Raw genomic sequence first — 23,697 nt, forward strand, 5'->3', positions numbered from 1 at the left:
CTTGTGGTTAAAATCGGGCTCATTATAACGGCTCTTTTCCTGCCGACACTGCGAGCCCTCCGATGCCTGCATCAATCCGAGCAAAAAACTGATGTCGACCACTTGGCATGTCCTCGGGGCCGGCAGTCTCGGCACGTTGTGGGCGGCGCGCCTGGCCCGGGCCGGGTTGCCGGTGCGGCTGGTGCTGCGCAGCGAAGCGCGCTTGCAGGCCTACCGCAACGCCGGTGGCCTGACCCTGGTGGAACAAGGCCAGGCGCAGTGTTACCCGGTGCCGGGCGAAACGGCGGACAGCCCGGCGCCAATCAAGCGCCTGCTGCTCGCCTGCAAAGCCTACGACGCAGAAGCAGCAGTGAATGCGGTGGCCCATCGCCTGGGCGCCGAATCGGAACTGATCCTGCTACAAAACGGCCTCGGCAGCCAGGACGCGGTGGCCAACTGTGTGCCCCAGGCCCGTTGCATCAGCGCCTCCAGCACCGAAGGTGCGTTCCGCGACGGTGACTGGCGCGTGGTGTTCGCCGGCCACGGCTATACCTGGCTGGGCGACCCGGCGCACCCGGTCGCGCCGTTCTGGCTGGACGACCTGACCGCCGCCGGCATTCCCCACGAATGGAGCGCCGACATCCTCACCCGACTCTGGCGCAAGTTGGCGCTCAATTGCGCGATCAACCCACTGACCGTGCTGCATCACTGCAAGAACGGCGGTTTGCAGGAACACCGCTGCGAAGTCGCGACCTTGTGCGCGGAGCTCACTGACCTGCTCGAACGTTGCGGCCAGCCCGCAGCGGCCGAGGATTTGCAGCCGGAAGTCGAACGGGTGATCCAGGCCACGGCCGCCAATTACTCCTCGATGTACCAGGACGTCGCCAATCGGCGTCGCACCGAAATCAGCTATTTGCTCGGTTACGCCTGCAAGGTCGCCCAACGCCATGAGCTGAGCGTGCCGCATCTGGAACAGCTGCGCCAGCGACTGATTGCCCACTTGGACAACCTCGGATTGCCCAGCGACTGAGCAGCGGCTACGCTGGCCTCGTGTTCCTTCTTAGCGACGAGTCTGATGCCATTGCGCCAGCGCCTTGAAAACCTCCCGGTCGGCCAGAAATTGCTGGCCGCCCTGTTGGTGTTGTTGACCACTGTCCTGCTGGTGGCCAACCTGACCTTTATCAGCGCCGCCTACTATATTTCCCAGGAAAGCATGGCGCCCCAGGCCCTGCAGACCATTGGCCGGCTGATCGCCAATCCGAGCCTGATCTCCGACGCCCTGCAATCGCCCCAAAGTGCCCAACGCCTGCTCGACGAGCTCAACAGTTATGCACCGCTGCGGGCGGCGGCGCTGTACGACGGCCAGGGCGAGCGCCTGGCACAGCTGCAACAGGGCGAAAAGCTCAAGCTGCCGGACCATTACCGCAACATACAAGCCTGGCAAGCGGGTGAGTTTCGCAGCAACAAGGTCATTACCCTGCCCCGCCCCGGCACCGAGCCCGGCCACCTGTTACTGGTGGCCAGCAGCGAATTGCCCACGGCGTTCTACACCGGCACCCTGACCGCCAGCCTTGGCATCCTGATTTTCAGCGTGTTGCTGTGGCTGGTCATTGCCCAGCAGATCAAACGCCTGATCACCCAGCCGATCCATCAGCTTGAAGAGCTGTCACGCCAGGTTACCCGCGAGGAAAACTATGCCCTGCGCGCCGCCCGGGGCAACCACGACGAGATCGGCAGCCTGGCCGAGGCGTTCAATACCATGCTGTCGCGGATCGAAGCCCGGGAACAGCAACTCAAGCGCGCGCGGGACGACTCCCAGGCCGCCTACGACCAGGCCCAGGGCCTGGCGGAAGAAACCCGCCATACCAATCGCAAGCTGGAGTTGGAAGTCCAGGTGCGCAGCAAGATCGAGAAAAAACTCACGGGCTTCCAGAACTACCTCAACAGCATCATCGACTCCATGCCGTCGGCGCTGATCGCCCTCGACGAACAACTCTACGTGACCCAATGGAACCAGGAAGCCAGCGCCCTCTCCGGCACGCGCCTGGACGAGGCCTTGAACCAGCCGATCTTCCTCGCCTTCGAACCGCTCAAACCGTACCTGCCCCAACTCAAGCAGACCGTCGAGCAACACACGGTGGCCAAGATCGAACGCGTCACCTGGACCAAGGACGACGAAGCCCGTCATTACGCCCTGACCTTCTACCCGTTGATGGGCGGCGCCGGGCGTGGCGTGGTGATCCGCATCGATGACATCACCCAGCGCCTGTCGCTGGAAGAAATGATGGTGCAATCGGAAAAAATGCTCTCGGTCGGTGGCCTCGCGGCGGGCATGGCCCATGAAATCAACAACCCCTTGGGCGCCATCCTGCACAACGTGCAGAACATCCGTCGGCGGCTGTCACCGGAATTGCCAAAGAACCTCGAACAGGCCGAGCAGTTGGGCATCGAACTGCCGGTGGTCAACCGCTACCTGGAAAGCCGCGAGATTCCGCAGTTGCTCGACGGCATCCAGCAAGCCGGCGCCCGGGCGGCGAAAATCGTCACTCACATGCTCAGTTTCAGCCGGCGCAGTACCCGGCAAATGGCGCCTTGCGACCTGCCCGCACTGATCGACCAGGCGGTGGAAATCGCCGGTAACGACTTCGACCTGGCGATCGGCTTCGACTTCAAGGGCCAGGCGATCATCCGCCAGTTCGACCCGAACCTGGGGCCGGTGCCCGGCACGGCCAACGAACTGGAACAGGTGCTGCTCAACCTGCTGAAAAACGCCGCCCAGGCGATTCATCAGCGCCAGGACGACAGCGAGCCCGGGCGCATTATCCTGCGCACACGGTTGAATCCGCCGTGGGCGGAAATCCAGGTCGAGGACAATGGCATCGGCATGAGCGAGAACGTGCGCAAGCGCACTTTCGAACCCTTCTTTACCACCAAGGAGATCGGCCAGGGCACCGGCCTTGGGCTGTCGGTCTCGTATTTCATCATCACCAACAACCACAAGGGCCAGATGGAAGTGCAGTCGGCGCCGGGCCAAGGCACCTGCTTCACGCTGCGCCTGCCCCTGGCGGGCACGTCGATGGTGGCCCAGGAAAACAAACAACTGGAGCGCTGAGCATGGGCTTTCGCCTGTCGAAGATTTACACCCGCACCGGCGACAAAGGTGAAACCGGGTTGGGCGATGGTCGCCGCGTGGCAAAGGATCATCCACGGGTCGAGGCCATTGGCGAAGTGGACACACTGAACAGCCAGTTGGGCTTGTTGCTGGCTGGGCTGGCCGAGGAGTCCGTCCGGCATCCGGCGCTGGAGGAAGTCATCGCAGTGTTGGCGCCGTGTCAGCATCGATTGTTCGACCTGGGCGGTGAACTGGCGATGCCGGCCTACCAGGCCTTGAACGTGGCGGAAATCGAGCGGCTGGAAGCGGCGATTGACCTGTGGAATGAAGAACTGGGGCCGCTGGAAAACTTCATCCTGCCCGGCGGCTCTTCCTTGATCGCGCAAGCTCACGTCTGCCGAGCCCTGGCCCGCGGCGCCGAGCGTCGTTGCCAGCAATTGAACGCGGAGGAGCCGTTGGGCGGGCCGGGGTTGGCCTATATCAACCGGTTGTCGGATCTGCTGTTCGTGGCCGCGCGGGTCATTGCCCGGCGGCAAGGGGTGGCGGAGGTGCTTTGGGTGGCGGCGGCCAAGCCTGAGGGCTGAATCGTTCTTGAGGCCGCCATCGCGAGCAAGCTCGCTCCCACAGGGTTCTGTGAACACCGAAGATCCCGTGTGGGAGCGAGCTTGCTCGCGATGGCGGCAGCAGCCACACCGCGCATCAAGCCTCAGGCCAAAACGCCCGAATCCCCGCCACACCCTGCGCCCCGACCTCCCAGGCTTTTTGCCGCTCCGCAGGCCCTACCCCGCCCAACAGATAGACCGGCCGGTTGAAGCCCTCGATCAACCGCGCCGCCTCTGCCCAGCCCAACGGTTGAGCATCGGGATGGGTCTGGGTCGGCTGCACCGGCGAAAGGGTGACAAAGTCCACATCCATCTGCTGCGCCAGGGACAGTTCCTCGGCGTTATGGCAAGAAGCCGCCAGCCAACGGTCCTTGCCGAATGGTCGACCGGCCGCGGCATGCTTGCGCAGTTGCGCAGCGGTAATGTGCCAGCCAGCGGAAGGAAAATCCCCCAGCCATTCGAACGGTCCCTTGAGCATCAGTTGGGCCTTGCCGGCACACAACCCCACCGCATCCACCGCCAGATCGCGGTATTGCGGGTCGTAGCCGTTGGGCGCACGCAACTGGACCAACTTGATCCCGCCGGCAATCGCCTTCTGCATGCCGCGCAGCAAGGCTGGCGTCTCAAGGCCTTCCGGGGTGATCAGGTATTCACCCGGCAAACGGGCCGCCGCGACGATCGGCTGGTTGGCCGCTGGAAACTCATGATTCGTCAGGTCGCGGGCCGTCACCCAGGCCAACGGTTGACCTTCGGCGCCATGGGGTTCGCCACTGAACGCCGAAACTTCCCAGACGTCCAGTAACACCTGTTTGTCCGGGTAATCGTGACGCACCTTGATCAACGGTCGGGCAACGTCGACGACAATGCCCAGTTCCTCATGAAGCTCGCGGGCCAGGGCCGTCTCGACAGACTCATCGGCCTCGACCTTGCCGCCAGGAAATTCCCACAGGCCACCTTGGTGTTGAGTGTCGGCCCGTCGGGCAATGAGGATTTTGCCGGCAGCGTCGCGGATCACCGCCGCCGCCACATGGACTCGTTTCACCGCGTAGTTTCCTCCAGGCCAGCTTGTTGCCACGCCTTGAACGCTGGCCATTGATATAGGGTTTGGACGTAGGCCTCATCGACCTCCGGCAGTGCCACTTGATAAGTGCGCAAGCGTACGGCAACCGGGGCAAAAAATGCATCGGCCAGGCTTGCGCGGCCAAACAGGTAGGGACCGGTTTCGGTCGCCGCCGCACGGCATTCGGCCCACAACGCCAGCATCCGCAGGATGTCCGCCTGCACGTCGGATGGCATCGGTGACAGCGGCGCATCGTGCAGCAGATCCATGGGCATATGGTTGCGCAGGGCGAAAAAGCCGCTGTGCATCTGCGCACAGGCCGAGCGCGCCTGGGCCCGGGCAGCCACGTCCCTGGGCCAGAGATTGGCCTCGGGAAATTGTTCGGCCAGGTATTCGGCAATCGCCATGGAATCGGAGATCACGCCGAATTCGGTCTTTAGCAACGGAACCTTGGCCGTAGCTGAATACTTGAGCAGCTTTTCACGGGTATCCGGCTGGCCGAGCCTGACCAACTCTTCGGTGTACTTCGCGCCGGTCAGCGCCAGGGCGAGCGCGCCGCGCATGGACCAGGAAGAGAGATCTTTGTCGCCGATGATCAGGTGCAGGCTCATGTGGATTCCTTTCTTGTGGTTTTGTAGAGGCTGTACTGGCGCCTTCGCGAGCAAGCTCGCTCCCACAGGGGAATTGTGGTTTGGACAGGTTTTATATCACCCGGCAAACCCTTGTGGGAGCGAGCTTGCTCGCGAATGGGACGACTCGGTTTAAGTCCGGTACTCAGCGTTGATCTTGACGTACTCGTGGGACAAGTCAGTCGTCCAGATCGTTTCGCTGCAATCACCCCGTCCCAGCTCGATACGGATGGTGATTTCTTCCTGCTGCATCACCGCCGCGCCCTGGGCTTCGGTGTATGTGGCAGCGCGCGCACCTTGGCTGGCGATGCAGACCTCACCGAGGAACACGTCGATCTTGCTCACGTCCAGCTCAGGCACGCCGGCCCGGCCGACGGCGGCAAGGATCCGGCCCCAGTTCGGGTCGGAGGCGAACAGTGCGGTCTTGATCAGCGGCGAGTGCGCCACGGTGTAGCCGACATCCAGGCATTCCTGGTGGTTGCCACCGCCGTTGACCTGCACGGTCACGAACTTGGTCGCGCCTTCGCCGTCACGGACGATGGCCTGGGCCACTTCCATGCACACCTCGAACACCGCCTGCTTCAGGGCGGCGAACAACGAACCGCTGGCCTCGGTGATCTCCGGCAGGTTGGCCTGGCCGGTGGCGATCAGCATGCAGCAGTCATTGGTGGACGTGTCGCCGTCGATGGTGATGCGGTTGAACGACTTGTTGGCGCCGTCGAGCATCAGGTCTTGCAGCACTTGGCGCGAGACCTTGGCGTCGGTGGCGATGTAGCCGAGCATGGTCGCCATGTTCGGGCGGATCATGCCGGCGCCCTTGCTGATGCCGGTGACGGTGATGGTCACGCCGTCATGCTGGAACTGGCGACTCGCGCCCTTGGGCAGCGTGTCGGTGGTCATGATGCCGGTGGCGGCCGCGGCCCAGTTGTTTTCCGAGAGGTCATCGAGGGCGGCTTGCAGCGCGCCTTCGATCTTCTCCACCGGCAGCGGCTCGCCGATCACACCGGTGGAATACGGCAGCACCTGGCTGGCGTCGACGCCGGTTAGCTCAGCCAGTTTGGCGCAGGTACGCTCGGCGGCGGCCAGGCCTGGCGCGCCGGTGCCGGCGTTGGCGTTGCCGGTGTTGGTCAGCAGGTAACGCACCGGCCCTTGCACACGTTGCTTGGCCAGGATCACCGGCGCGGCACAGAAAGCGTTGAGGGTGAACACGCCCGCCACCGTCGAGCCTTCGGCGCAACGCATGACCACGACGTCCTTGCGCCCGGGGCGCTTGATGCCGGCCGAAGCAATACCGAGTTCAAAACCGGCAACCGGGTGCAACGTGGGCAACGGACCAAGACCAACAGCCATGAATGCGCTCCTTAATAAATGTATTCAGCATCGTCCTTATCAAGACGACTGATCAAATGGCAAAACGCCGCGACAAGAGACTCTTGTCGCGGCGCGGGTCGTTCAGCGTTGAAACGGGATTATTGGATCTGCCCGTGGCAATGCTTGTATTTCTTGCCCGAACCGCAGTAGCACAGTTCGTTACGGCCCAGCTTCTGCTCGTTGCGCACCGGTGCGGTCGCCAGGGCGACATCCACATCGACGCCCTCTTCGGCGACCACTTCCAGGCCAGGGGCTTCGGCGTGTTCGAACTGCATGCGCGCAGCCAGGGCTTCGGCTTCCTGGCGCAGGCGAGCTTCTTCTTCGGCCGGATCTTCGCGGCGAACCTGAACGTGGGACAACACACGGATCGAGTCGCGCTTGATCGAATCGAGCAACTCGGAGAACAGCGTGTAGGACTCGCGCTTGTACTCCTGCTTCGGGTTCTTCTGGGCGTAACCACGCAAATGGATACCGTGGCGCAGATGGTCCATGGTCGACAGGTGGTCTTTCCACAAGTCGTCCAGCACGCGCAGCACGATCTGCTTCTCGAAGGAACGCAGGGCCTCGGCGCCCGCCTGGTCTTCCTTCTCGTTATAGGCGGCGATCAGTTCGGCCAGCAGTTTTTCACGCAGGGTTTCTTCGTACAGGTGATCGTCTTCGTCGAGCCATTGCTGGATCGGCAATGCCACGCCGAAATCGCTCTGCAGGGCGGCCTCCAGGCCGGCGACGTCCCACTGTTCCGGCAGCGATTGCGGCGGGATGTGGGCGCTGACGGTGGCGTTGAGCACGTCCTGGCGGAAATCGGCGATGGTTTCGCCAATGTTGTCGGCGGCCAACAAACTGTTACGCATGTGATAGATCACTTTACGCTGTTCGTTGTTGACGTCGTCGAACTCGAGCAATTGCTTGCGGATATCGAAGTTGCGGCCTTCGACCTTGCGCTGGGCCTTTTCGATGGCGTTGGTCACCATGCGGTGCTCGATCGCCTCGCCTGGCTGCATGCCCAGGGCCTTCATGAAGTTCTTCACCCGGTCAGAGGCGAAGATGCGCATCAGGCTGTCTTCCAGGGACAGGTAGAAACGGCTGGAACCGGCATCGCCCTGGCGACCGGCACGGCCACGCAGCTGGTTGTCGATACGACGGGATTCGTGACGCTCGGACGCGATCACCTGCAAACCGCCGGACTCGAGCACCTGCTGGTGACGCTTCTGCCAGTCGGCCTTGATCTGCGCGATCTGCTCAGGCGTCGGGTTTTCCAGGCTGGCGACTTCCACTTCCCAGTTGCCGCCCAACAGGATGTCGGTACCACGACCGGCCATGTTGGTGGCGATGGTCAGCGCCCCCGGGCGACCGGCCTGGGCGATGATCTCGGCTTCCTTCTCGTGGAACTTGGCGTTGAGGACCTTGTGCTCGATGCCTTCCTTGTTGAGCAAGGCGGACATGTGCTCGGAAGTCTCGATGGTGGCGGTACCCACCAGGATCGGACGGCCCTGGGCCATGCCTTCCTTGATGTCGTTGATGATGGCCGCGTACTTCTCTTCGGCGGTCAGGAACACCAGGTCGTTGTAGTCTTTACGAGCCAGCGGCTTGTTCGGCGGAATCACCACCACTTGCAGGCCATAGATCTGGTGGAATTCGAACGCTTCGGTGTCCGCGGTACCGGTCATGCCGGACAGCTTGTTGTACAGGCGGAAGTAGTTCTGGAAGGTGGTCGAGGCCAGGGTCTGGCTCTCGGCCTGGATGTTCAGGCCTTCCTTGGCTTCGATGGCCTGGTGCAGGCCTTCGGACAGGCGACGGCCCGGCATGGTACGGCCGGTGTGCTCGTCCACCAGCACGACCTGGCCGTCCTGCACGATGTATTCGACGTTGCGATGGAACAGCTTGTGGGCACGCAGGCCGGCATAGACGTGGGTCAGCAGGCCCAGGTTATGGGCCGAGTACAAGCTCTCGCCTTCAGCCAGCAAGCCGACGCGGGTGAGCATTTCCTCGATGAACTGGTGACCGGCCTCGTTGAGTTCGACCTGGCGGGTCTTCTCGTCAACGGTGTAGTGCCCGGCCTGGGTCACTTCGCCTTCGACTTCCTCGACGTGCAGCTTGAGCTGCGGGATCAGTTTGTTGATCTCGATGTACAGCTTGGAGCTGTCCTCGGCCTGACCGGAAATGATCAGTGGGGTACGGGCTTCGTCGATGAGGATGGAGTCGACTTCGTCGATCACGGCAAAGTTGAGTTCACGCTGGAATTTCTCTTCCATGCTGAACGCCATGTTGTCGCGCAGGTAGTCGAACCCGAATTCGTTGTTGGTGCCGTAGGTGATGTCGGCGGCATAGGCGGCGCGCTTCTCTTCCGGCGGCTGGAACGGCGTGACGACGCCGACGGTCAGGCCGAGGAATTCGTAGAGCGGGCGCATCCAGTTGGCGTCGCGGCGGGCCAGGTAGTCGTTGACCGTCACCACGTGCACGCCCTTGCCGGACAATGCATTGAGGTAGACGCCCAGGGTCGCCACGAGGGTCTTGCCCTCACCGGTACGCATTTCAGCGATCTTGCCTTCGTGCAAGGTCATGCCGCCGATCAACTGAACGTCGAAGTGGCGCATGCCCATGACCCGCTTGCCGGCTTCACGGGCGACCGCAAAGGCTTCGGGCAGGAGCTGGTCAAGGGTTTCCCCTTTGGCGATGCGGTCCTTGAATTCGGCAGTCTTGGCGCGTAACTGATCGTCCGAAAGGGCCACCATTTGCTCTTCGAAGGCATTGACAGTCTGTACCGTCTTGAGCATGCGCTTGACTTCACGCTCGTTCTTGCTTCCAAAAAGTTTCTTTAACAAAGGCGCAAACATATCGGCAGGATCTTCCACACTAAAGGGATGGAGGGCGGCCCCATGAGTCGCCCGTGCAGCCCTCATGGCCGCATGCGAACGAGCATTCTACCCGGAAACGATGGAGAGGAAAGTGGCGTTATTCCACGATGCTGGCACAGCGCTGTGACGGGGCCACACTAAAATAAGGGCTTTTGCGCGAACTTCAACCCGCAAGGTGCAGAAGTTACTCATTGATTGTGTAGCTAAAAGCCGCTGGGCGAGAGGGTCGAGGCGCATCCGGCGCTTTCTGCTACCATGGCGCCTCTGTCATTTGCGGTATTCATTCATGGCCTTTCGCCCTCTTCCAGCCAAGGCACCCGCCGTTCTGCTGCGCGAAGCCAAGCCGCTGAAAGCCATCTTCGGCCACGCCCGGCGCCTGGGCCACCTGCAGCGCCTGCTGGACAGCCAGTTGCAACCGGCCGCGCGCGAACATTGCCACGTAGCGTCGTGGCGCGAAGGCAGCTTGTTGCTGATTGTCACCGACGGCCACTGGGCCACGCGCCTGCGCTACCAGCAAAAACGCTTGCTGCGCCAACTCCAGGCGTTCGAAGAATTCGCCAACCTGACGCGGATCCTGTTCAAGGTCCAACCACCCACTGTCCAGGTCGGCGCCAAGGGGCATACGCTGGATTTGTCCACCGACGCCGCCGCGACCATCCAGGCCACCGCCGACGGCATCAGCGATCCCAACCTGCGGGCGGCGCTGGAACGGTTGGCGGCCCATGCCAGGCCCAAGGATTGAGATTTTCGGCGGTTGTCAGATAGCTATCGCGAGCAAGCTCGCTCCCACAGGGATCCTCAGCGAACGCACATTTTTGCGTACGACATCGTTCCACTGTGGGAGCGAGCTTGCTCGCGATAGCGGCAGGTCAGCCAGCCTATTGTCGCCTGCCAGATCGCCTTCGCGAGCAAGCTCGCTCCCACAGGAAATCTTCAGTGGACGCACATTTTGCGTACGACATCGATCCACTGTGGGAGCGAGCTTGCTCGCGATAGCGGCAGGTCAGCCAGCCTATTTTTCGTTTTCCAGACCGCCTTCGCGAGCAGGCTCGCTCCCACAGGAAATCTCCAGTGGACGCACATTTTGCGTACGACATCGCTCCACTGTGGGAGCGGGCTTGCTCGCGAAGGGCGGCGACTCGGTCCCGGCTACCGACGGCGCTTGCTGCCCCCCAGCAACGACCCCATCAACCCACGCACCAGCTGCCGGCCCAATTGATTGGCCGCCTGGCGCATCGCCGATTTAAGTGCCTGGCCAGCCGCCGTGCCGAGGAACTCGCCTGCTTGTTCGGTGAAGCTGGGCGCTTCAGCCGCCGGCTTGCTCGGTACCGCTTCGGCCTGGGGTTCCAGCCCCTTGCGCCCCATCAGCACCTCATAGGCCGACTCGCGATCAATCGGCTTGTCGTAGCGCCCTTGCAACGCTGAACTGGCGATCAGCCCGACGCGCTCGGCCTCGCTCAATGGCCCGATCCGCGATTGCGGCGGCGCCACCAGCACGCGCTGGACCATTTCCGGCGTGCCTTTTTCCTGCAGGGTGCCCACCAGGGCTTCACCGATGCCCAGTTCGGTCAACACCGCCAGGGCATCGAACTGCGGGTTGGGCCGGAAACCGTCGGCCACCGCCCGTAGGGATTTCTGTTCCTTGGCCGTGAAGGCTCGCAACCCGTGCTGGATGCGCAAACCCAACTGTGCCAGCACGTCGTCCGGCAAATCGCCGGGCGACTGTGTCACAAAATACACCCCCACGCCCTTGGAGCGGATCAGCCGCACCACTTGCTCCAGGCGCTCCTGCAAAGCCTTGGGCGTACCGGCAAAAAGCAAGTGCGCCTCGTCGAAGAACAGCGCCAGCAGCGGCTTGTCCGCATCGCCGCGCTCGGGCAATTGCTCGAACAGCTCGGCCAGCAGCCACAGCAGGAACGTCGCATAGACCTTTGGCGCTTCGTGGACCAGGCGGCTGGCATCGAGCAAATGGATGCGGCCGCGGCCATCGCTGGCCGGTTGCAGGATGTCTTCGAGCTGCAAGGCCGGCTCGCCGAACAACGCGTCCGCGCCCTGCTGCTCCAAGGTGGACAAGCGCCGCAGCAGCGCCTGGCTGGAGCCGGTGGTCATCAGCGCCGCGTCATCTCCCAGTAACTCGGGATTGTCCTTGAGGTGATTGAGCAGCGCCTTCAGGTCCTTGAGGTCCAGCAGCAACAGGCCCTCGCGATCGGCGACCTTGAACGCGGCATAGAGCGCCGATTGCTGGCTGTCCGTCAGTTCCAACAGGCTGCCGATCAACAAAGGGCCCATTTCACTCAGGGTGGTGCGCAGCGGATGACCGGACTGGCCGTGGATATCCCACAAGGTCACCGGATAAGCCTGGGGTTTGTGATCGAGCCAAGGCATGCCCGCGATACGTTCGGCGATCTTGCCCTGAGGGTTGCCCGCCGCGCCGAGGCCGCACAGGTCGCCCTTGATGTCCGCCGCGAACACCGCCACGCCGGCATCGCTGAACATTTCCGCGAGGCGCTGCAAGGTGACGGTCTTGCCGGTACCGGTGGCGCCCGCCACCAGGCCATGACGGTTCGCCAGGCGCATGGCCTGGCCGATGGGCTGGCCGCTGAGGTCGGCGCCGATAACGAGTTGCGATGAGTCAGGCATGTGGTCACCCGTGGTGTTTGCGATATGACGCCATTTTGCACGCTTATATAAAAGCATGCCTGGGGCATTAAGGCCTGGCGCTGGAAATAAAAACCACATTTGACCGCACTCATGTGGCGAGGGAGCTTGCTCCCGCTGGGCTGCGCAGCGGCCCCAAAATCTTGGGAGCGCTTCGCACTGGAGCGCCAGCCCGGTCCAGCGGGAGCAAGCTCCCTCGCCACATATTCATTTGCATGACCGCTACGTCACCACAACCCCAACCGAACATCTATTCTTCATGAAGGTCAACACAGGAGAACACAGACCGGAGGGATGTTCATCGTGCATATCGCGGACATAACCATGTTCTACGCCCCTGCCAGCGGAGGCGTGCGCACTTACCTGGATGCCAAGCACCGGCGCCTGGGCGATCGGCCCGGTATTCGTCACAGCCTGTTGATTCCCGGCGCGCATTTGAGCGAGCACGACGGAATCTACAAGGTTCCGGCCCCTGCGCTGCCGTTCGGCAAGGGCTATCGTTTTCCCCTTCGCCTGGCGCCCTGGCGCAATGTCCTGCGCGATCTGCAGCCGGACCTGATCGAGGTCGGCGATCCGTACCTCACCGCCTGGGCCGCATTGGATGCCCGTCGTCAGCTCGACGTGCCCGTCATCGGCTTCTATCACTCCGACCTGCCACTGTTGGTGAGCAACCGCATGGGCAACTGGTTCACGCCCAACATCGAAGCCTACGTCAGCAAGTTATATGGCAATTTCGACCGGGTCCTGGCGCCAAGCCAGGTCATGGCCGACAAACTGACCGGGCTGGGGGTCAGGAACGTCTTCGTGCAACCCTTGGGCGTCGACCTGCAAACCTTCACCCCCGCCGCCCGCGACCCGGAACTGCGAGCCGAGCTGGGCATTGCCGAAGACACGCGCCTGCTGATTTTCGCCGGTCGCGGCTCCAAGGAAAAAAACCTGCCGGTGCTGCTCAAGTGCATGAAACGCCTGGGCGAGCGCTATCACCTGTTGCTGGTGGGCTCGTCGATGCCCGCCGTGGTGCCGGACAACGTCACGGTGGTCGATGAGTTCTGCCCGGCGCCGCAAGTCGCCCGGCTCATGGCCAGCGCCGATGCCCTGTTGCACGCCGGCGACCAGGAGACTTTCGGCCTGGTGATCCTCGAAGCCATGGCCAGCGGCATTCCCGTGGTGGCGGTTGCGGCCGGGGCCTTCACCGAAATCGTCAATGAGGACTGCGGGTTGCTGTGCACGCCCAACAACCCGCAGGCCTTGGCCAATGCCGTGCGGCAACTGTTTGCCGAAGGCTGCCAGCGCCGTGGTGCTCTGGCGCGCCGGCATGTGGAACGGCATTACGCCTGGGATACCGTGGTCAACAGTTTGCTGGGGCATTACCACGCCGTGCTCGGCGAACAGCTGCCGCTGCTGGCCAATGGTTGAGGCGAGGTCCGTGTCGATGAATCTCTCGCCCAGCGTCCTTTTGGTGCTGCACGACGTGGCACCGCAAACCTGGCCCGACTACCAGCCCTTCGTCGAAGCCGTCGACGCCCTCGGCCAGGTGCCGATGACCTGGCTGGTGGTGCCGGATTTTCATCGCAACAATGCCTTGGAGGCTCACCCCGGCTTTCGGCGCCTGCTCGACAGCCGGGTCGAGCGCGGTGATGAGCTGGTGTTGCATGGCTACTACCATTGCGACGACGGCCCTGTTGCCCGTCACCCCAAGGATTGGTTCATGCGCCGGGTCTATACCCACGAAGGGGAGTTCTACAACCTGTCCGAACAAGCCGCCCTCGCCCGCCTGCGCGCCGGGATCGACACCTTTGAGCGTTACCACTGGCCGTTGGAAGGTTTCGTCGCCCCGGCCTGGCTGATGAGCGAAGGCACGCGCCGGGCGTTGCGCCAGTTGCCGCTGAGCTACACCAGCGATACCCAACACCTCTATCGCCTGCCCGACTTCACCGCCATCGACGCGCCGGGCCTGGTCTGGAGTGCCCGCAGCGCCTGGCGCCGTGGCCTGTCGAAAGTCATCAGCGACCAACGTGAACAGCGTTGGCGCCAGGCCCCGGTGATTCGCCTTGGCTTGCACCCGGTGGACATGCGCCACGGATTTTCCCGCGACTATTGGCTGCGCACCCTCGAACGCTTGCTCAATTACGGTCGCGTGCCGATGACCAAGGTCGGCTGGCTGGCGACCCAGGGGCTGCTGGCCCGTAGCGCCGCATGAAACGGCTGATCTGGCTGGGTGCCGCGCTGCTCACGGCGCTATTGGTGCCGCTGCTGGTCGGCGGCGGGGAAATGTGGTCGCGGGTGCAGCGTTTTCCCTTGTCGCTGCTGCTGGCCATGCTCGGCATGATCGTGCTGTGCTGGGGCTTGAACTCCGTACGCTTGCGCCTGTTGCTGGGTGAATACCGTGGACGCATCGGCCGGTGGAAAAGCATGGGCGTGGTGATGTCCACCGAGTTCGCCATGTGCGCGACGCCCGGCGGCAGTGGCGGCCCGCTGACGCTGATGGCCCTGCTGGCGCGCAACGGCGTGCGCCCGGCCCATGGCAGCGCGGTGTTCGCCATGGATCAGTTGAGCGACTTGCTGTTCTTCCTCTGTGCCTTGGTGGGCATTCTGTTCTACGCGCTGTTCCAGAACCTCAGCCAGCGCCTGGAATGGATGCTGGCGTTGAGCGCGATTTCATTGTTTGGCGGGCTGTTCGGCTGCGTCCTGGTGGCCCGTTATCACCGTCGCCTGATCCTGCTCGGCGCTCGGGTGCTGCGGCACTTGCGGGTAAAGACCACCACCCGCCGACGCTGGGGCCGCAAGATCCTCAACTTCCTCGCGGCGTTCACCGACACCCTGAAATTGCCGCGACGGACCCTGTTCCAGGTCTTCGGCCTGACCTGCCTGCATTGGGCGCTGCGCTATAGCGTGTTGTACCTAGCCTTGAAGGGACTGGGGGCGGACTTGCAGTGGGCCTGGAGTTTCCTGATCCAGATGCTGGCCTTGAGCGCGGGACAGTTCAGCCTGCTGCCGGGTGGCGCCGGGGCGGCCGAACTGACCTCGGCGGCGCTGCTGGCGCCCATGGTGGGCAAGTCCACCGCGGCGGCGGCGATCCTGATCTGGCGGGCGGTGACCTATTACTTCTACCTGGTGGCCGGCGGGCCGGTGTTTTTCCTGATGGTCGGGCGGCCGTTGATCAAGAAGCTGATCAGGCTCAGGCAAGCCTGACCGGTCACGGCCTTTGTTCGGCCTCGTCCTGGGGATGCAGTTGCTCCCACAATTGCGCGGCGTCGGGAAACTCGGTGCCGTCCTCCGGGCTCAATGCGTCAGGGTCGTAGCGGCTGAGGCAGCCTTCGCCCAGGGTGGCTGGGGCCTTGGAGGTGGCTTTATCCAATGGATCGGTCATGGCGCAGCGTTGCTCCTCGAGAGGGTATGAATCACTGTGGCGAGGGAGCTTGCTCCCGCTCGGCTGCGCAGCAGTCGTAAAGCCTGCCTACTCTTTTCCCCGGTGCACGGTGTTGAATGGTTTTGGGTCTGCTTCGCAGCCCAGCGGGAGCAAGCTCCCTCGCCACGGGGCATCGTTGTTCTTTAGTCAATGAAAAGGCCTGGCGATCGCTCGTCCAGGCCCTTCGAAGTGTAGTCAGAAGACCACGGTCTTGTTGCCGTGCACCAGCACCCGGTCTTCCAGGTGATAACGCAGGCCACGGGCCAACACCATTTTCTCGACGTCACGGCCGAAACGCACCATGTCTTCGATGCTGTCGCTGTGGCTGACGCGCACCACGTCCTGCTCGATGATCGGGCCGGCGTCCAGTTCTTCGGTCACGTAGTGGCAGGTGGCGCCAATCAGCTTCACACCACGCATCGAGGCCTGGTGGTACGGCTTGGCACCGACGAACGACGGCAGGAAACTGTGGTGGATGTTGATGACCTTATGGGCGTACTCGCTGCACAAGGCCGGCGGCAGGATTTGCATGTAGCGGGCCAGCACCACCACTTCGGCGTCGTGCTGCTTGACCAACCGCGAGACTTCGGCGAATGCCGGCTGCTTGTCTTGCGGGTTGACCGGTACGTGGTAGTAAGGGATGCCGTGCCATTCCACCATGCTGCGCAAGTCATCATGGTTGGAGATCACACAGGCGATGTCGCAATCGAGCTCATCGCTGTGCCAGCGGTGCAACAGGTCAGCCAGGCAGTGAGACTCACGACTGGCCATCAACACCACGCGCTTTTTCTGCGCGGTGTCGGTGATGCGCCAGTCCATCGAGAACTCTTGGGCAATGGGTGCGAACGCTTCACGGAAGGCTTCGATACCGAAGGGCAGCGAGTCGGCACGGATCTCGTGACGCATGAAAAACCAACCGCTTTGATTGTCCGAGTGATGGCTCGCTTCGGTGATCCAGCCGTTATGGGACGCCAGAAAGTTACTGACTTTAGCAACGATGCCGACGCGGTCCGGGCAAGCAATCACCAGACGAAAAGTGCGCATTAGGGAAACTCCAGAACTTCGCAAAGGCGGCCATTCTAGCCATTGCGCGGCAAAACTGCAGTATCGATGACACGCCGGAGCCTGGGCGACCGCCCCAGGCCATGGCCGGCGAGGCCTGGCAAGGCAGGCTATATGTGTGAATAGATGTGAAGACACTGTCACGGTATTTAACTGCAACAGGCATTTTTGTGGCGCAGCACTAATTAATTAAATAAAACACCGGTTAAATGTTTACTTGATGAAACTGTCTGATTACTATTGCCGCACTGTCTCCTTGTCACCCGCGTCCTACATAAGGTAGTCCACATGTCCTTGATCAATGAATACCGCGCCACAGAAGAAGCCATCAAAGAACTGCAAGCTCGCCTGAAAAATCTGTCGCAAGACGACAAACTGCAAACCGAGCTGGAATTCGAAGGCAAACTGCGCACGCTGATGGGCGAATACTCCAAGTCGCTGCGTGACATCATTGCCCTGCTGGATCCAGAAGCCAAGTCGAGCAAAGCGCCACGTGGCGCCGTCAAAACTACTGGCACCAAACGCGCTCGCAAAGTTAAGCAATACAAGAATCCGCACAACGGCGAAGTCATCGAAACCAAAGGTGGCAACCACAAGACGCTGAAAGAGTGGAAAGCCAAGTGGGGCGGTGACGTGGTAGAAGGCTGGGCAACCCTGCTGGGCTAAGCCTCACCGCGTCGCATGCTTCTTTGCGAACAAAAAAACGCCAGCGATTGCTGGCGTTTTTTTATGCCCGTCATCTTTTCAATTCATTGCGACTCAAGGCTTAAACGTTTGCGCAATTGCTGGCTGTAGCCTTGCCATTGCATGAGTACTTCTCGCTGCATGGGTGTCGACAGGCCCAGCCACTCTCCCATCGCCTCGTCAAAACTTTGCAAGGTATTAGGCGCTCCCCATTCCGGGGCGGACAGACGTTGTTGGCAGAAAAGTCTCCAACGCCCCTGCTCTTCGGGATCCAAGGTGTCGGGAAAGTTGCGTGCGCGATATCGGAACAATAGTTCCGGCAGACGCTCATCATCGAAAGGCCAGCGCTCTTGAGCCAATTGCGCCGGGTCCGCCATGCGCACTTGTTCACATAAACGCCGATCGCGGTCGCCCAAGAAGCCTGCGTATAACTGTTGCTCGGGATCCTCGCTGGCGGTGAAATCTTCGTGGCCATAAATAGCCTGAAGTTTATCTTGCCAAACTTTCTGTGCGTCAGTTAGCCGCAATGCCCGCTGTTGGTAACCCTCCATGTCCAGCGCCAGCCGCTGCTGGTCCTCGACGCGCAGCACCGACAACGGCGCGACCACCGGGCATTTGTTGATATGGATAAGCTTGAGCGGCACTGGCAGCTCACCTTCGAGCAGTTCTTCACGGCGGGTATACAACCGTTGGCGCAGGCTGTCGGCGTCGTGGTCCAACAAGCCCTGGGGGTCCAGGTGCAGGTCGCAGACAATCAGGGCGTTGCGGTTTTTCGGATGCCAGGCCAGCGGCAGGACCACGCCGATGTAGTTGCGCGCCGCCGAAAAGCGCCCGGAAATATGCACCATCGGCTGCAACAGGCGGATCTGGTCCATCACCTTCTGTTTGCTGCGCAACTGGAACAGCCAGTCGTAGAGCCGGGGCTGCTGCTGGCGGATCAGGCGAGCCAGGGCGATGGTCGCACGCACGTCCGACAACGCATCGTGGGCCTGGCCATGATCGATGCCGTTGGCGGCGGTCAGGCGTTCGAGCTTGAGGCTGACGCGACCGTCTTCCTGCGGCCAGACAATGCCTTGTGGGCGCAGCGCATAGGCCGCGCGCACCAGGTCGATCAAATCCCAGCGACTGTTACCGCCCTGCCATTCCCGCGCGTACGGGTCGAAGAAGTTTCGATAGAGGCTGTAGCGGGTCATTTCATCGTCGAAGCGCAGGGTGTTGTAGCCGGCGCCACAGGTACCCGGCGCGGCCAGTTGGTCGTGGACACGGGTCATGAAATCGGCTTCGCTCAAGCCTTTTTCGGCCAGGCATGACGGGGTGATGCCGGTAATCGCACAGGCCGCCGGATGCGGCAGGATGTCATCGCTGGGCCGGCAATACAGGTTCACCGGTTCGTCGATTTCATTGAGCTCGAAATCGGTACGGATACCCGCCACCTGCAAGGGCCGGTCGCAACGCGGGTTGATGCCGGTGGTTTCGTAGTCGTACCAGAAGATGGAAGTCACGGGCTGTTCCTGAACTGAAGACTGGCGAAGTCTAGGCGCTCGAACCCGCCGGCGACCAGCAGTGCTGTAACTTTTGAAGACTAATACCAGGGATATTGGATCTGTACACCCAAGACCCCGTGTGGGAGCGAGCCTGCTCGCGAAGACGGCGGTACATTCAATATCAATGCAAGCTGACCCACCGCTTTCGCGAGCAGGCTCGCTCCCACAGTTGATCTGCGCTGCCCACGAATCTTGTTGCAAACCATGAAATGACCCACACAGTTCTATCGTTTGCCCGCGCGAAGACTGCTAGCATCTGGGCCGAGATTGAACATTCGGTCTGGCCCATCACAGGTTGCCCATGCTCGAGACACCAGCACTGCAAAGGAACGCGACGCTGCCCGCGCCCCTGGACACGCGTTATCAGGTTGAAACGCCGGAAGGCATCGACCTGCCGCTGCGCCCGGCGGGGTTGATGCCGCGTGCAATTGCCTTCGCCATCGACCTGGGCATACGCGGGCTGGTCCTGGGGTTTTTCTTCCTGGTCCTGGCATTTTTCGGTGAGCTGGGGCTCGGCCTGGGTTCCATCCTGCTGTTTGTCGTCAGTTGGTGGTACATGGTGCTGTTCGAGGTGCTCAACCAGGGGCGCTCTCCCGGCAAGCAGATCATGGGACTGCGCGTGGTGCAGGACGATGGCCGGCCCATCGGTTGGTCGGCGTCGTTGATCCGCAACCTGCTGCGTTTCGTCGACATGCTGCCCTTTGGCTACACCTTCGGGGCCATTTGCTGCCTGCAGCATCCGGCGTTCAAGCGCCTTGGCGATCTCGCGGCCGGCACGCTGGTGGTGTATCGCGAACAACCTGTCAAACGCCCCGCATTACCCATGGCCCCGCCGATACGCACGCCTTTCACCCTGAACTTGCATGAACAACGCGCCGTGCTGGGCTTCGCCGAACGCCAGGCAGAACTGTCCCGAGCGCGGGTCAACGAACTGGCGGCGATCCTGGCCGCGCCACTGAACGTCCAAGGGCCGAACGCCACCGCCGAGCTCAATGGCATCGCCCGCGGCCTGTTGGGGCCGACATGAAGCAAAGCCTGTTCGAAAGCCGCCACCAAAGCGAATGGGAGCATCTGTCCCGACAACTCGATCAACTGGAGCGCAGCCGCAACGTGCCCCAGAGCGGTGATTTCCCCGCCGCCTATCGACGGCTCTGCCATCACCTGGCACTGGCCCAGGCCCGGGGCTACAGCAGCTTGCTGGTCGACACCCTGCAACAACTGGCGCTGCGCGGTCACCAGCAACTCTACCGGGATCGCAGCCGCCCCTCGGCCAGCCTCTCGGCCTTCATCCTGGTCGGTTTCCCTCGCCTGGTACGTGAACAATGGCGCTTTGTGCTGGCCGCCAGCCTGATGTTCCTCGGCAGCCTGGTGGGCATCGGGCTGCTGGTCTATCTGTTTCCGGAACTGGTCTACAGCGTGCTGGGCGCCGACGAAATCAGCCAGATCCGCAGCATGTATGACCCCGCCTCCGGGCACCTGGGACGCTCGGTCGAACGGGCCGCCAGCGAAGACTGGGTCATGTTCGGCTACTACATCATGCACAACATCGGCATTGCCTTTCAGACGTTCGCCAGTGGCTTGATGTTTGGACTCGGGAGCGCGTTCTTCCTGCTTTTCAATGGCCTGACCATCGGCGCGGTGGCCGGGCACCTGACCCAGATCGGCTCGGGGGGAACGTTCTGGTCGTTCGTGATCGGCCACGGCGCCTTCGAACTCACCGCCATCGCCCTGGCCGGCGCCGCAGGCCTGCAATTGGGCTGGGCCTTGATCGCGCCGGGACGCCTGACCCGGGGCGAGGCCTTGCGGCTCGCGGCGGGCAAAAGCGTACTGATGATCGGTGGCGTGATGCTGTTCCTGCTCATTGCCGCGTTCATCGAGGCCTACTGGTCCTCCAGCGCCGTGACGCCCGCCACCAAATACACGGTGGGCGCGTTGTTGTGGCTGTTGGTGATCAGCTATCTGTCGTTTGCCGGACGGGTCCGCCATGCGCCTGAGTGATGCCACCGTCGTCATCCGCCCACGCACCACCTGGGAAGCCATGGACCTGGGTGTATTGATGAGCCAGCAGCATCGACGCCTGCTGATGACCAGTTGGGCGACCATCACACTACCGGTGTACCTGTTGCTGACCCTGCTGCTGTGGGATTCACCGTCCCTGGTGGTGATGCTGTTCTGGTGGCTGAAGCCGGCCTTTGACCGTCTGCCCTTGTACATTCTGTCCAAGGCGTTGTTTGGCGAAACCCCGACCTTGAGGCAGGCCTTGCGCCAATGGCCAGCGCTGCTCAAGCCCCAGTTGCTGGCCAGCCTGACCTGGCGCCGGCTGAGCCTGAGCCGCAGTTTCCTGCTGCCGGTGGTGCAACTCGAAGGGCTCGCCGGTGAAGCGCGGGAGCAACGCATACGGGTATTGCTGCAACGCAACCGTGGCGCTTCGCAATGGTTGACCATCATCGGCATGCACCTGGAAACCGCCCTGTGGTTCGGCCTGATGGCGCTGTTCTACCTGTTCGTGCCGCAACAAGTCGAATTGCAATGGGATTGGGAGACGCTGGTGTCCGCAGCCGAACACGACTGGTTGTGGTTCGAGCACCTGGTCAATTTCCTGTATCCGCTGCTGCTGATCTTGTGGGAACCGGTGTACGTCGCCTGCGGCTTCAGCCTCTACCTGAACCGGCGCACGATCCTCGAGGCATGGGACATCGAACTGGTGTTCCGGCGCCTGCGCCAACGGCTGAGCGGGGTAGCCCCGGTGTTATTGCTACTGGCCCTGGTGACACTGCCATTGGCGCCCCCGGCGTTTGCCGCTGAGGACACCAACGGCCCCGACAGCCCGCGGCTGCTCAACCAGCCCCTCACCAGCGAAGCCTCCCGGGACGGCATCGAGGCGATCCTCGACGCCCCGCCCTTCAAGAACTCCGAGACCGTCACCCGTTATCGTTTCGGCGAAGACACCGCTGAACCCGCCGAGGAGACCGAAGAGACCGAGGCCAAATCGAGCTGGCTCAAGGCCCTGTTCAAATGGCTCGGCGGCCAACGCTTCGACATCGCCGCCGGGCTGATCCAGATCGCGCTGTGGGCCTGCTTGATAGGCGCGATCGTCTGGCTGGCCTGGCACTATCGGGAACGGCTCAAGGCCCTGGTCAATCGCCGACCGACGCCACGCCTGCCCGTGGAACGAGCGGCGCCGGCACGCATGTTCGGCCTGGATATCCGTGAAGAAAGCCTGCCGACCGACATCGCCGCCAGCGTCGAACAACTGTGGGCCACGCAACCCCGTGAAGCCCTGGGCCTGCTGTACCGAGCGCTGCTCAGCCGGTTGCATCATGACTTCAAGATCCCCTTGAAACCGTCCGACACCGAAGGCCAGGTGCTGCAACGCGTCGAACAGCTCAAGCAGGACGAGCTGCTGGGCTTCAGCAAAGTCCTGACGCTGCATTGGCAAAACATTGCCTACGGGCATCGTCCACCGCCGACTCACCTGCAACAGGAACTGTGTGACGGCTGGCGCGGGCTGTTCGGTCCGGGAGCGTCTCGATGAGCCGGCATGCGGGATGGCTGATCGGTGCCGTGCTGGCCGCCGTGGTGGGCGCATTCGGCTTCTATCTCTACGCCAAAGCCGTGCCCTATGAAGAGGTCGTCGAGCACGGCCCTTCTCCCGAAGCCCAGGCCAACCCTTACCTGGCCGCCGAGCATTTCCTGCGCCAGCGGGGCATCAACGTCGAACACGCCAACAGCCTGGATGTATTGCCCACCCTGGAGCCTCGCCAGCACAGCCTGCTGTTGCTGGGCGAGCGCACCCACATGACGCCCCGGGAAGTCGACCGATTGATGAACTGGACCCGGGCCGGCGGGCGCTTGCTCTTCGTGGCCGAAGCCTTGTGGGACGACAGCGCCGGCAACAGCGGCGACCTGCTGCTCGACCGCGTGCGCCTGCGCCAATTCCTGAGCAAGGACCTCAAGGAACCCGCGCCCGAACTGATCAAGGACCGTTATCCGGAACTGACCAAGCTCTACCTGGAAGACGAAGAGGCGCCGGCCTATATCGGCTTCGACACCGACTTTCACCTCGAAGACCCACATAACCTGGCCCAGGCCTGGGCTAACAGCGCGTCGTCGACCCACATGATGCAATTGACCCTCGGCCTGGGCTCGATCACCGTGCTTACCGATGCCGAGCTGTGGAAGAACGATGCGATCGACCAGTACGACAACGCCTGGCTGCTCTGGTACTTGAGCGCCGACACGGACGTCACGCTGCTGTTCAATACCGACCACGACGACCTGCTGACCCTGTTGCTGCGCTATTTCCCCCAAGCGCTGGTGGCACTGCTGGCCCTGGTTGCCCTGTGGTTCTGGCATTCGGCGGTGCGCCATGGCCCGCTGCACCCCCCCGCCTCCAAGGCGCGGCGCCAATTGGAAGAACACGTGCAGGCCAGCGCCGGTTTCCACCTGCGCCACAACGGCCAGCAGCACCTGTTGCACGCCTTGCAGCAAGACGTGCTGCGCCGGGCACGCCACCTTCACCCAGGTTTCGAACAACTGGCCGTCGCCGAACAGTGGCAGGTACTCGCCCGCCTGACCCGGCAACCGACGCGGGCCATCAGCCAGGCCTTGAGCCCACGGCCGAAACAGCGGATGTCCGGCGCCGAGTTCTGCCGCCAGGTCGCCCATTTGCAAACCCTTAGGAATGCCTTATAGATTTTTCCGCAGAAAAATCCGCAGAATCACTGGAAAT

The 23,697-nt window shown here is 62.4% G+C and carries 20 protein-coding genes; 12 read left to right on the top strand and 8 right to left on the bottom strand.

Going from position 1 to position 23,697, the window contains the following annotated elements:
* Window positions 1-91: 91 nt before the first annotated feature.
* From J3P85_RS23150 to J3P85_RS23160, 3 genes are read left to right on the top strand one after another with little or no spacing between them, the layout of a single operon-like run.
* Window positions 92-1,009, top strand: coding sequence for a putative 2-dehydropantoate 2-reductase (locus J3P85_RS23150; RefSeq protein WP_434703642.1), 918 nt, complete (start codon window positions 92-94; stop codon window positions 1,007-1,009).
* Between the two features lie 45 nt (window positions 1,010-1,054).
* Window positions 1,055-3,091, top strand: coding sequence for a sensor histidine kinase (locus tag J3P85_RS23155; RefSeq protein ID WP_411385481.1), 2,037 nt, complete (start codon window positions 1,055-1,057; stop codon window positions 3,089-3,091).
* A gap of 2 nt (window positions 3,092-3,093) precedes the next feature.
* Entirely contained in the window at window positions 3,094-3,675 is a 582-nt protein-coding gene (locus tag J3P85_RS23160) for a cob(I)yrinic acid a,c-diamide adenosyltransferase (protein ID WP_434703644.1), read from the top strand.
* A gap of 115 nt (window positions 3,676-3,790) precedes the next feature.
* Here the strand turns inward: J3P85_RS23160 and J3P85_RS23165 are convergent, their stop codons facing one another.
* The 4 genes from J3P85_RS23165 to secA all read right to left on the bottom strand — a co-directional run bounded on the left by J3P85_RS23165 (window position 3,791) and on the right by secA (window position 9,587).
* The gene (locus J3P85_RS23165; RefSeq protein ID WP_434703645.1) at window positions 3,791-4,735 is read right to left on the bottom strand and encodes a Nudix family hydrolase; all 945 of its coding nucleotides are present in this window, start codon (window positions 4,733-4,735) and stop codon (window positions 3,791-3,793) included.
* Window positions 4,732-5,364: a glutathione S-transferase family protein gene (locus J3P85_RS23170; protein ID WP_434703646.1), complete on the bottom strand. Its 633-nt coding sequence runs from the start codon at window positions 5,362-5,364 to the stop codon at window positions 4,732-4,734. Before J3P85_RS23170 ends, J3P85_RS23165 begins: the two co-directional genes overlap by 4 nt.
* Window positions 5,365-5,514: 150 nt before the next feature.
* Window positions 5,515-6,732, bottom strand: a complete 1,218-nt coding sequence (gene argJ, locus J3P85_RS23175) for a bifunctional glutamate N-acetyltransferase/amino-acid acetyltransferase ArgJ (RefSeq protein WP_250963403.1) — start codon at window positions 6,730-6,732, stop codon at window positions 5,515-5,517.
* A gap of 119 nt (window positions 6,733-6,851) precedes the next feature.
* Entirely contained in the window at window positions 6,852-9,587 is a 2,736-nt protein-coding gene (secA, locus tag J3P85_RS23180) for a preprotein translocase subunit SecA (RefSeq protein WP_186706369.1), read from the bottom strand.
* A gap of 307 nt (window positions 9,588-9,894) precedes the next feature.
* Here secA and J3P85_RS23185 point away from each other — a divergent pair, with 307 nt between their 5' ends.
* On the top strand, window positions 9,895-10,350 hold the full coding sequence (locus tag J3P85_RS23185) for a DUF721 domain-containing protein (RefSeq protein WP_053124648.1): 456 nt from the start codon (window positions 9,895-9,897) through the stop codon (window positions 10,348-10,350).
* Between the two features lie 407 nt (window positions 10,351-10,757).
* On the opposite strand, the gene J3P85_RS23190 is transcribed toward J3P85_RS23185, so the two are convergent.
* On the bottom strand, window positions 10,758-12,248 hold the full coding sequence (locus J3P85_RS23190; RefSeq protein ID WP_434703648.1) for a helicase HerA-like domain-containing protein: 1,491 nt from the start codon (window positions 12,246-12,248) through the stop codon (window positions 10,758-10,760).
* Window positions 12,249-12,560: 312 nt separating this feature from the next.
* On the opposite strand from J3P85_RS23190, the gene J3P85_RS23195 reads away from it, so the two are divergent.
* Genes J3P85_RS23195 through J3P85_RS23205 form a run of 3 tightly spaced genes read left to right on the top strand, consistent with a single transcriptional unit; the run spans window position 12,561 to window position 15,458 of the window.
* Window positions 12,561-13,682: a glycosyltransferase family 4 protein gene (locus tag J3P85_RS23195; protein ID WP_434703649.1), complete on the top strand. Its 1,122-nt coding sequence runs from the start codon at window positions 12,561-12,563 to the stop codon at window positions 13,680-13,682.
* A gap of 16 nt (window positions 13,683-13,698) precedes the next feature.
* Window positions 13,699-14,466: a DUF2334 domain-containing protein gene (locus J3P85_RS23200; protein ID WP_434703650.1), complete on the top strand. Its 768-nt coding sequence runs from the start codon at window positions 13,699-13,701 to the stop codon at window positions 14,464-14,466.
* Window positions 14,463-15,458: a lysylphosphatidylglycerol synthase transmembrane domain-containing protein gene (locus J3P85_RS23205; protein ID WP_434703652.1), complete on the top strand. Its 996-nt coding sequence runs from the start codon at window positions 14,463-14,465 to the stop codon at window positions 15,456-15,458. Before J3P85_RS23200 ends, J3P85_RS23205 begins: the two co-directional genes overlap by 4 nt.
* A 4-nt stretch (window positions 15,459-15,462) precedes the next feature.
* Here the strand turns inward: J3P85_RS23205 and J3P85_RS23210 are convergent, their stop codons facing one another.
* Together J3P85_RS23210 and purU are read right to left on the bottom strand one after the other, a co-directional pair.
* Window positions 15,463-15,636: a hypothetical protein gene (locus J3P85_RS23210; protein ID WP_434703654.1), complete on the bottom strand. Its 174-nt coding sequence runs from the start codon at window positions 15,634-15,636 to the stop codon at window positions 15,463-15,465.
* Window positions 15,637-15,870: 234 nt separating this feature from the next.
* Window positions 15,871-16,719, bottom strand: coding sequence for a formyltetrahydrofolate deformylase (gene purU, locus J3P85_RS23215; protein ID WP_207964954.1), 849 nt, complete (start codon window positions 16,717-16,719; stop codon window positions 15,871-15,873).
* Window positions 16,720-17,025: 306 nt separating this feature from the next.
* Between purU and mvaT the strand changes: the two genes are divergently transcribed.
* Window positions 17,026-17,403, top strand: coding sequence for a histone-like nucleoid-structuring protein MvaT (gene mvaT, locus J3P85_RS23220; RefSeq protein WP_003205091.1), 378 nt, complete (start codon window positions 17,026-17,028; stop codon window positions 17,401-17,403).
* An 83-nt stretch (window positions 17,404-17,486) separates the two neighbouring features.
* On the opposite strand, the gene sbcB is transcribed toward mvaT, so the two are convergent.
* Window positions 17,487-18,923 (bottom strand): exodeoxyribonuclease I, encoded by a 1,437-nt coding sequence (sbcB, locus tag J3P85_RS23225; protein WP_434703655.1) that lies wholly within the window; start codon window positions 18,921-18,923, stop codon window positions 17,487-17,489.
* A 343-nt stretch (window positions 18,924-19,266) separates the two neighbouring features.
* Between sbcB and J3P85_RS23230 the strand changes: the two genes are divergently transcribed.
* The 4 genes from J3P85_RS23230 to J3P85_RS23245 are packed head-to-tail and all read left to right on the top strand — an operon-like array spanning window position 19,267 to window position 23,660.
* Window positions 19,267-19,992 carry an RDD family protein gene (locus J3P85_RS23230; RefSeq protein WP_411385490.1) on the top strand — a complete coding sequence of 242 codons (726 nt, stop codon included), beginning with the start codon at window positions 19,267-19,269 and terminating at the stop codon, window positions 19,990-19,992.
* Entirely contained in the window at window positions 19,989-20,963 is a 975-nt protein-coding gene (locus J3P85_RS23235) for a stage II sporulation protein M (protein WP_186729425.1), read from the top strand. Before J3P85_RS23230 ends, J3P85_RS23235 begins: the two co-directional genes overlap by 4 nt.
* Window positions 20,950-22,500: a DUF4129 domain-containing protein gene (locus J3P85_RS23240; RefSeq protein ID WP_434703657.1), complete on the top strand. Its 1,551-nt coding sequence runs from the start codon at window positions 20,950-20,952 to the stop codon at window positions 22,498-22,500. The genes J3P85_RS23235 and J3P85_RS23240 overlap by 14 nt, the downstream gene beginning before the upstream one ends.
* Window positions 22,497-23,660: a DUF4350 domain-containing protein gene (locus tag J3P85_RS23245; protein WP_434703659.1), complete on the top strand. Its 1,164-nt coding sequence runs from the start codon at window positions 22,497-22,499 to the stop codon at window positions 23,658-23,660. Before J3P85_RS23240 ends, J3P85_RS23245 begins: the two co-directional genes overlap by 4 nt.
* Window positions 23,661-23,697: the final 37 nt, after the last annotated feature.

Origin of the sequence: Pseudomonas sp. Z1-12, from assembly GCF_051132015.1 — a bacterium.
GTDB classification, from domain to species: domain Bacteria; phylum Pseudomonadota; class Gammaproteobacteria; order Pseudomonadales; family Pseudomonadaceae; genus Aquipseudomonas; species Aquipseudomonas zanjanensis.